This is a genomic window from Liquorilactobacillus cacaonum DSM 21116, from assembly GCF_001436735.1.
In the GTDB taxonomy this organism is placed as follows: domain Bacteria; phylum Bacillota; class Bacilli; order Lactobacillales; family Lactobacillaceae; genus Liquorilactobacillus; species Liquorilactobacillus cacaonum.
This window is the reverse complement of record NZ_AYZE01000017.1, coordinates 134,993-143,930: the sequence shown is the minus strand read 5'-3', so window position 1 is coordinate 143,930 and position 8,938 is coordinate 134,993. Positions and strand designations below refer to the sequence as shown.

Below are 8,938 nucleotides of genomic sequence, written 5' to 3'. Positions count from 1 at the left end.
CAAGAGACCCTACACATTTGATTTGTCGAAACTTTGTTCAGTTTTCAAAGGTCTACTTTTTAGATATGACACAAGAAATTATTATACATACTATCGAATCAAAAGTCAACATATTTTTCACTTGCTAATTTTTAAAGAAACAATCTTTCTAACAACTTCGTTATGTATCGTACCAATAGTCAAGGCCTAAAAACAACTACATCTCCTTGACAACAATGAATATCATACCAACATTTTCATAGTGCGTCAACAACTTTTTTTATTCTAATTAATTCTAGATGCAATAATTTAAAAAAAACCATAATGTACAGTGACAAAAACATTTGTCCAAACAAATAAGAGCTAAACCAAATTGACTTCAGCTTAGCTCTTATGATTGATTAATTAAGTTATTTGATAACTTCAAGCCCACCTAAATATGGCTGAAGTACATTAGGTACGGAAATAGTTCCGTCCTCATTTTGGAAGTTTTCAATAATTGCAGCGACCGTTCTCCCAACAGCTAATCCAGAACCATTTAATGTATGCACAAATTTCAATTTACCTTCTTCATCTCGATATTGAATGTGAGCTCTTCTTGCCTGGAAATCCTCACAGTTAGAACAACTTGAGATCTCTCGATAGACATGTTGTGATGGCATCCAAACCTCTACATCATGCGTCATAGCCGCAGAAAATCCCATATCTCCGGTTGATAATGTAATTACATGATATGGAAGTTCAAGCTTATCCAAAATATTGCCTGCATTCAAAGTCATTTTTTCTAATTCCTCATAAGAATCTTCTTGTTTGCAATACTTAACCATTTCAACTTTATTAAATTGATGCAATCTTATCAATCCTCTAGTATCACGGCCTGCACTACCAGCTTCCGACCTAAACGATGGTGATAGAGCCGTAAAATAAACTGGCAATTTCTCAGTTGGTATGACCTCATCACGATAATAATTAGTCAATGGTACTTCTGCAGTAGGAATTAAGGTCAAATCTTGACCTTCAATTTGAAAAACGTCTTCTTTAAATTTTGGAAATTGACCCGTACCGAACATTGATGCTCCATTAACCATGTAAGGTGGTAAAATTTCTGTGTACCCCTCTTTAGCATGTTCATCCAACATAAAATTATAGATTGCACGCTCTAATCTTGCTCCCCATCCTTTATAGTATAAGAAACGACTCCCTGACACCTTTGCTCCACGCTCAAAGTCTAAAATCCCTAGTTTTTCACCGATTTCCCAATGTGCTTTAGGTTCGAAATCAAATTTTCTAGGTTTACCAACCACCTTTATTTCCACATTTGCAGTCTCATCTGGGCCTACTGGAATAGTTGGATTCGGCAAATTAGGTAAACGTGCAGCCATATCCAAAACTTTCTCATTCACTCCATTTAGTTGTTCGTCAAGCTTCTTTATAGCCTGTCCAACTTCCTTCATGTCATTAATAGCCTTTGTTGCATCTTCTTTGTTTCTTTTGGCATGCGCAATTTCTTGAGATACTTCATTTCTTTTTTGCTTAAGTGTTTCAGTCTGAACAACTAATTCACGTCTTAACTTATCTTGTGCCAATAGTTCATCAATTATTTCAGATTTAACATTACGCGTTGCGAGCCGTTCTTTAACTTCATCTTCATTAAGACGAATCATTTTAATATCTAACATATTTTTCCTCCTAAATTTTAGAAAATAAAAAAGTCTTCCCTCCCATAATTGGGACGAAAAGACTTCATTCGCGGTACCACCCAAGTTCGATTAAAAAAATCGCACTCAACTAAAATAACGGTCTCCCGTGCAGCATTACCTGCCCATACAACGAACGCTGGAATTTCAACTTCATGATTTCCACCAACCATCATGTCTCTATAAGTCTACTTAAGGCGCACTCCGATGTTTTCTCTATTAATTATTCTATAGATATCATAATATTAAACCCAAAAAATAGCAACAATTAATCGTCAGTTTCTTTCACATCATGTGGGGTTAAGTCTATTTGTGCAAGTGGTATCAATTTCGTATGATGCTTAATTTTAAAATACAAAAATAATATTAAGAACAACGGAATACTCATATAACTCACACTTATTGCTTGCCAGTCCCATTTAGCAAATGATTTTAAGTCTTGCCCGATTATTACCAGTACACACACAGCAAAAGAAAAAAGCGGTCCAAAAGGAAAGAGCTTAGCATGGTATTTCAATTCTTTTAACGATTTTCCCTGTATTTTAAAAGCCCTTCTAAAACGGTAATGTGAAACTGCAATTCCTAACCATGCAATAAAACCAGTTAGTCCACTAGCACTCAATAAAAAAGAATATATCCTCGTTCCATATATGCTTGAAAAAAAAGTTAATAACCCAACTGCAGTTGTTCCTAATAATGCATAAAAAGGAACTCCTCTAGTATTCAATCTGCTAAAAAAATGTGGAGCATTGCCATGGCCTGCCATAGAAAACAACATCCTAGTAGAGGCATACATACCTGAATTTGCCGCTGATATAACCGAAGTCAAAATTACCGCATTCATTACGCTTGCAGCCGATGCCAATCCAGCTCTTTTAAATACGAGCGTAAACGGACTTATAGCAATATCACTCGCACTTGAGCCTAATAAATTGGAACTTGTATAAGGAATCAAACAAGCAATGACAAAAATGGAAAGTATATAAAAAAGTAAAATCCTCCAAAAAACCTGTTTTATGGCTTTTGGAATACTTTTTTCAGGAGTAGCAGACTCCCCAGCTGTAATTCCGATTAACTCGGTTCCTTGAAAAGAGAATCCTGCTACCACAAAAACGCTTAGCAAGGTTGGAATTCCACCAACAAAAGGAGCTTTATGATAAACAAAATTTTCAAGTCCAACTGCTTTTCCACCCATAATTCCCAAAATTGTCAAAAAGCCAATTACCAAAAAAATAATAACTGTAGCCACTTTGATTAATGACATCCAATACTCAGCTTCTCCAAATGACAAAACAGAAAATGCATTAATAGCAAATATAATTATCAAAGCAATCATACTAAAAATCCATGTTGGAACATTCGGCAGCCAAAATTTCATAACTAATGCAACAGTACTAATATCAACTGCTAGAGTGATTGCCCAGTTAAACCAATAATTCCAACCCATCGCAAACCCAAACGCTGGATCCACAAACCTGCTTGAATACGTGGCAAAGGATCCAGTAACTGGTAAATATGTCGCCATCTCTCCCAAACTGGTCATTAAAAAATATACCATTATCCCAATTCCTATATATGCTGCCAACGCACCTCCCGGACCGGAAGTGCTAATTGCTGAACCACTAGCAACAAATAACCCTGTCCCAATACTTCCTCCAAGTGCAATCATTGATAGATGCCTTGTCTTCAACGTACGACTAACTTTTTTTCCTTCCATAATTCCTCCTGTTTTTTCAAGAGGCAATCAAGTCCACACTTTTCTAACTAATCCGTATTAATTCATGTTATGTAACCACATAAAAAGTCTTGCTGCTAATTCCAGCAAGACTTTCATAATCATGAATATACGTAAAAGTCACACTCGATAGCACTCCATGCATAAAACGCATGACAGTCCTTGACCTTTTAAGTCAAGTCCCAATAATATATTGTTGCAGCAACATATTATTTCGGCAAATTCTCCTTTCACTATTAGTCGTGGATGCTCCAACATCTCATAAATAGCTACTCTTATCATTTGCAACCTCTTTTCGATGCTTTTATTATACTCTGCACAAAAGAAAAAACAACACCTTAAACATAAAAGTGTTGTCCTTTCGTAACAATATATAATAACTAATTAGTGAATCTGATCGTCTAAAATTTGTGTACCCAATTCGTGGTTAAAACTATAATCCACTGGGATATCAACAATAACTGGGCCTTTCGTTGAGAATGCTTTGTCTAAAACATCCTTTAATTCACTTGCTTTAGTAACCTTTAGCCCTGTAGCTCCAAAACTCTCAGCATATTTAGCAAAATCAACTGGGCCAAACTTAACACCCGCATCTTGACCATACTTGAGCTCTTCTTGGAACTTAACCATATCAAAATTACCATCATTCCAAATCAAATGAACAATGTTCAAATTAAGACGGACAGCTGTCTCTAAATCTTGGCTTGAAAACAAGAAACCACCATCACCAGAAACCGATACAATTTGTGTTTCTGGGCGCACTAGTGCAGCTGCAATTGCCCAAGGAAGTGCCACACCAAGTGTCTGCATCCCATTACTAAAAAGCAAATGACGAGGTGCATAACTTCTAAAATGTCTTGCCATCCAAATATAGAAACTACCAACATCAACTGTAACTGTCATATCGTCAGTTATATGATTTTGCATCTCTTGTATCACACTTAATGGATGATTTAGCACTTGTTCGCTCGTCACTTCAGGTGCTTCGTCTCTTTCTTCAAGTTTCACATGAAGTTCAGACAAATATTTACGTGATGTCGTAGGAACTTCATACCCTTTCATGTATGGCAGTAAGAAGTCAAGTGTTTGCTCAATATTGCCAATCAATTCATTTTCCGGTTGGAAGTTCTTATCGATTTGAGATTCGATCGTGTCGATTACAACTATATTAGCATCACCTGTGGCATTCCAGTTTCTAGGTTCATATTCAATTGGGTCGTAACCAATAGCCACAACTAAATCACTCTTTTTAAGTAAGCGATCCCCTGGTTGGTTACGGAATAATCCAACACGACCAAAGAAGTCGTCTTCCATATCGCGAGGAATAATCCCTGCCCCTTGGAAAGTTTCAACAACAGGCAAATGAGTCTCAGCGATCAATGCACGAATTGCCTTTGTAGCCTCTGGTGATGAGGCTCTCATTCCTACAAGTAAAACTGGCATTTGTGCTGCCTTAATTCTTTGTGCAAGTAATGTTGACTCAACAGGGCTTGCTGGCCCAAGTTTTGGAGCAATCAATGGTTTGATTACCTTTGTATTTACTTGTGCATCAACAACGTCTTGTGGCATCGAAACAAACCCAGCACCTTGCTTGCCCGCTTCAGCCTCTCGATATGCATTAGCAACAACTTCTGAAATATTATCAGGATCTTGAACTTCAGCACTGTATTTTGTAATTGGGGCAAATAATGCTGCATTATCCATACTTTGATGAGTCAAACGAAGCAAATCTGTTCTTTGTACCTGTCCTGCAATAGCCAAAACAGGATCGCCTTCAGCAGTTGCAGTCACAAGACCTGTTGCAAGATTGCTCGCACCTGGTCCAGATGTTGTTAAAACAACACCTGGTTTGCCAGTAATACGACCTATCCCAGCCGCCATAAAGGCAGCATTTTGTTCGTGACGAGTCAAAATCAATTTTGGTGCCTTTGGATTGGTTGGATGTTCAAGTTTTTCAAACACACGATCAATTTTTGCACCAGGAATACCAAACACGTATTCAACATCATGATTTGCTAGACTATCAATTAGTGCATCTGCACCATAATATTTTTCTTTGTCTTCCATCGTTACAAAACTCCTTCTTAATTAAATCATACTGACTTATCTACACCATTAGAAAATGATACTAGTAAATTCATGAATTATGATAGCATTGAGAAACATTAAATACTAGCTCGTTTTTTGATTGTGAATAAAATAACTATCATTTCTGCAATAAGTACTTACAATCTCGCACTATCAATAGCTTAAAAAGATATTCTTGTTAAAAGTTTAACTTTTAAAAAAAGAAAAACATCCTCTCTCGTTTTAAATTATTAATACTTAATACCTTTTAACAAATCAGCCATTTCTTGATTTTTAGTCACATCTTGATTATTCCAATCAACTAAATTGACCTGTCTATTACCAAAAGTTTCCAGAATTATATCATAAACAGTTTTTTTACTTAAATACTCACACCACTGCTTGTCCGCTTCTTGAAAGAGTCCACTTATTGCATGTGTTGCTTCATGCGATATTGGTAAAAAATCTTTGAAAACTAAGTCAAGAAATCCTAAATCTGGGTACGTTTTAATCTCTCCTTCGGTTGCATTAACGATCTGCAAAAATGTTATATTTTTAGGATCCTTAGCCAAAGAAAATCCACCACTGTTCCCAGAAACTGAAGTAATCAAACCTGCAACAACTAATTTACGCATTATCTTTTGTAAATAAGTCTGCGAACCTTTAATTCTTTCATGAATCATTTGCGATGATAAAGGCACATCTCTTTTTTGTGTCGCTAAAAGCGCAATAATACATGCTGCTTGTTCAAATCCTTTAGTTAATTGCATGCTCAAACCCTCCTTTTTGCTATTTTATTTTCGTAAACCTTTACTTCATTTCTAGTAAGATATCCATCAAAATACGGAACTTCAACAAGCGCAATAAAATCAAATCCAGCCTTTTCAAGTACTCGTTGTGATGAAACATTTTGAAGCGTCACATAAGCTTCTACCACATCTATTTTTTTGTAAGAATCAACTAACCAATTAATTAAACAATTAACTGCATCCGTCATATATCCCTTATTCCAAAAATTTTTATTAAGCGCATACCCCAAAGATACATGTCTTTCCTTTTCCCCGTCAGACAGATTTTCTAGCTCATACAAACAGATATTTCCAACAACTTTGCCATTTTTTTGAACTATTATCCATGATAAATCTGTATCAAGTTCATTAAAAAGGTCCAAAGACGACAAATAGTCTTGGCTACGTGCAAATCCTGCAGCATGTGCAACTTCTCTTTGAGAACTATATTCATATAAATCACCAAGATCTTCAATTCGAATATGCCTTAAATTTACTTTAGCTCCTTTAATAACCATAACTCTCCCCAATACTGGATATAAATTGTCTATCATTTCTTTTTAAAAGTATACCTCATATCTCGCTTTGATTGTGGTAAAACCATCAGCAAAAATACAATAATATCTCCAAATCCGAAGAAAAATTTTAGTAGGATTAAAACACTTGGCAAACTACAGTCATGCAGTCTTCTTATTTGTGCACTTGTAATTGCTACGTAAACCATTGTTACCCAGATACTTACACCTATTTTTTCTACCAACTCCACACTACTTGGACTAAATTCTTCAACTAGTACGATTACTTCGCCCATTACCATGCCAAATATCATTGACAATAAAAATATTCCTGCTATCGCCCACCAAAAGTCCGCTCTTCCCATTCTTTTTTGAAAAATAAACATATCTCTTAATAAAATTTTGGTTGAGGCAAGAATACCTGGGCGAGCATTCTCATTGAGAGGTAGTGAATCAATTTGTTCACGATCTTCTGTAACCTCATCAACTTGTATTTTTCCATTTTCAGAAATTTTTTGAATAATGGGTTCGCTTGAAAAAGTTTCCACATTGATAAAAGCTTGGTCTTTTCCACAATATGAGCAAAAATTTGCATTTACTGGAATATTTTTTTTACAAAATTTACAACTTTTTCTTTCAAATTCTTCTTCAAAAATTTCTTGGTGCGTACCACAAAACATACAGTATTCCATACCTTCTTCTAACTTATGTCCACATTTTTGACAAACCATCATTTTTTCACCTCAAATATTCTATTACTACAAACCGTTGTCATCCTTATAAGGACATATAATTTCTTTATTGATTTTATCCTATTATACAATATTTGTTTACTATATTTTTCAGATGACCTGAAAAGTGCTATTCTTTTAAAAAGTCTAATTTATTTATAAAAGGAGCCTTAAACAATGTTCGTACATATTTTAATTTTTTTGTTGGTTGGTATTTTTGCTGGCACTATGGGAGCAATTTTAGGATTAGGTGGTGGCATGATTGTAACACCTGTTATAACTTTAGGTGTTGGTCTTGATATAAAATATGCCATTGGCGCAAGTATTATTGCAGTCATCGCTACAAGTTCTGGTTCAACAATTGCCTTTTTAAAAGACGATGTATTGAATCTGAGAGTTGCAATGCTTTTAGAAATTGCTACCACTGTTGGTGCAATCTTAGGCGCAATATTGACGGGTGTTATTAATTCCGATATATTGTATATTTTCTTCGGATTTCTCTTAGTTTTTTCTAGTTGGAATATGCTACGTAAACTACGTGCTGGCAATGAAATTCTTCATTTAACAAAACCTGACAAACTTGCTGATAAATTTAAATTAAATAGTTCCTACTATGATAAAAATTTAAAAAAACAAATAGATTATCAAGTTGAGCACATTCCGCTTGGATTTTCAATTATGTTTGGAGCTGGTTTAGCAAGTGGCATGTTGGGCATTGGTTCGGGTGCCTTTAAAGTTATGGCACTTGATAATGCAATGAAAATGCCTTTAAAACCATCAAGCGCTACTAGTAATTTAATGATGGGAGTTACTGCAGCGGCAAGTGCCACAGTCTATTTCTTTAATGGATCTATTCGTCCTGATATTGCAGTCCCTATTGCCTTAGGTATTCTTGTTGGGGCAACAATTGGTAGCCGGGTAATGCAAGTTTTACCTTCAAAGGTTATTAGAGCTACGTTTATACCTGTTCTTTTATACCTAGGCTTACAGATGGTTCTTAAAGGATTGGGGGTACTCTAATATGCAAGTTAATAAAAATAACGCCGCTAAAGAAATGGCTAAAATTGAAATTACAATAGGAAAAATTATGCGTATCGGTGTGCTTATAGCTGCTATTTTCATGCTGTTAGGCATTGCAATTCTTTTAATAACTTCTAATTCTGGTTACTCCAATAATTCTTTTCCAACATCAATAATAGCAATTATTAAAGGAATTGCTTCAATGAAGGCATATGCCTTTATGATGGCTGGTACCTTCTTTTTGATTCTTACACCTGTGCTAAGAGTCATTGTTTCCATCTATGCTTTTTGGAAAGAAAAAGACATGATATATGTCTATATCACCTCAACTGTCTTACTTATCTTATTTATCAGTTTCTTAATTGGTCATAACTAACTTTCTCTGTTAAAATTATAACTGTTAATT

9 protein-coding genes and 1 riboswitch are annotated in these 8,938 nt (G+C 35.3%); of the genes, 3 read left to right on the top strand and 6 right to left on the bottom strand.

Annotated features, from left to right (window positions below; translation table 11 throughout):
- The coding region (locus FC80_RS09690) for a hypothetical protein (RefSeq protein WP_235807274.1) at positions 1-190 on the top strand (190 nt) is incomplete at its 5' end.
- A 199-nt stretch (positions 191-389) separates the two neighbouring features.
- On the opposite strand, the gene serS is transcribed toward FC80_RS09690, so the two are convergent.
- The 6 genes from serS to FC80_RS09265 form a co-directional block, all read right to left on the bottom strand.
- Positions 390-1,658 (bottom strand): serine--tRNA ligase, encoded by a 1,269-nt coding sequence (gene serS / locus FC80_RS09290; RefSeq protein ID WP_057829862.1) that lies wholly within the window; start codon positions 1,656-1,658, stop codon positions 390-392.
- Between the two features lie 286 nt (positions 1,659-1,944).
- On the bottom strand, positions 1,945-3,393 hold the full coding sequence (locus FC80_RS09285) for an amino acid permease (RefSeq protein WP_057829861.1): 1,449 nt from the start codon (positions 3,391-3,393) through the stop codon (positions 1,945-1,947).
- 140 nt (positions 3,394-3,533) lie between these two features.
- A riboswitch (Lysine riboswitch) is annotated at positions 3,534-3,714 on the bottom strand.
- A gap of 81 nt (positions 3,715-3,795) precedes the next feature.
- On the bottom strand, positions 3,796-5,478 hold the full coding sequence (gene alsS / locus FC80_RS09280; RefSeq protein WP_057829860.1) for an acetolactate synthase AlsS: 1,683 nt from the start codon (positions 5,476-5,478) through the stop codon (positions 3,796-3,798).
- Positions 5,479-5,729: 251 nt separating this feature from the next.
- Positions 5,730-6,248 (bottom strand): Rrf2 family transcriptional regulator, encoded by a 519-nt coding sequence (locus FC80_RS09275; protein ID WP_057829859.1) that lies wholly within the window; start codon positions 6,246-6,248, stop codon positions 5,730-5,732.
- 2 nt (positions 6,249-6,250) lie between these two features.
- A complete protein-coding gene (locus FC80_RS09270) occupies positions 6,251-6,784 on the bottom strand; it encodes a GNAT family N-acetyltransferase (protein ID WP_235807273.1) in 534 nt (177 codons plus the stop codon).
- 32 nt (positions 6,785-6,816) lie between these two features.
- Positions 6,817-7,515 (bottom strand): zinc-ribbon domain-containing protein, encoded by a 699-nt coding sequence (locus FC80_RS09265; RefSeq protein ID WP_235807272.1) that lies wholly within the window; start codon positions 7,513-7,515, stop codon positions 6,817-6,819.
- Between the two features lie 174 nt (positions 7,516-7,689).
- On the opposite strand from FC80_RS09265, the gene FC80_RS09260 reads away from it, so the two are divergent.
- Together FC80_RS09260 and FC80_RS09255 are read left to right on the top strand one after the other, a co-directional pair.
- The gene (locus FC80_RS09260) at positions 7,690-8,532 is read left to right on the top strand and encodes a sulfite exporter TauE/SafE family protein (RefSeq protein ID WP_057829857.1); all 843 of its coding nucleotides are present in this window, start codon (positions 7,690-7,692) and stop codon (positions 8,530-8,532) included.
- A gap of 1 nt (position 8,533) precedes the next feature.
- Entirely contained in the window at positions 8,534-8,908 is a 375-nt protein-coding gene (locus FC80_RS09255; protein ID WP_057829856.1) for a DUF1634 domain-containing protein, read from the top strand.
- The last annotated feature ends 30 nt before the right edge of the window (positions 8,909-8,938 follow it).

Excerpts from the sequence above, each read along its gene's own strand:
- serS (WP_057829862.1), bottom strand. The coding sequence starts at position 1,658 with ATGTTAGATATTAAAATGATTCGTCTTAATGAAGATGAAGTTAAAGAA.
- FC80_RS09285 (WP_057829861.1), bottom strand. The coding sequence starts at position 3,393 with ATGGAAGGAAAAAAAGTTAGTCGTACGTTGAAGACAAGGCATCTATCA.
- alsS (WP_057829860.1), bottom strand. The coding sequence starts at position 5,478 with ATGGAAGACAAAGAAAAATATTATGGTGCAGATGCACTAATTGATAGT.
- FC80_RS09275 (WP_057829859.1), bottom strand. The coding sequence starts at position 6,248 with ATGCAATTAACTAAAGGATTTGAACAAGCAGCATGTATTATTGCGCTT.
- FC80_RS09270 (WP_235807273.1), bottom strand. The coding sequence starts at position 6,784 with ATGGTTATTAAAGGAGCTAAAGTAAATTTAAGGCATATTCGAATTGAA.
- FC80_RS09265 (WP_235807272.1), bottom strand. The coding sequence starts at position 7,515 with ATGATGGTTTGTCAAAAATGTGGACATAAGTTAGAAGAAGGTATGGAA.
- FC80_RS09260 (WP_057829857.1), top strand. The coding sequence starts at position 7,690 with ATGTTCGTACATATTTTAATTTTTTTGTTGGTTGGTATTTTTGCTGGC.
- FC80_RS09255 (WP_057829856.1), top strand. The coding sequence starts at position 8,534 with ATGCAAGTTAATAAAAATAACGCCGCTAAAGAAATGGCTAAAATTGAA.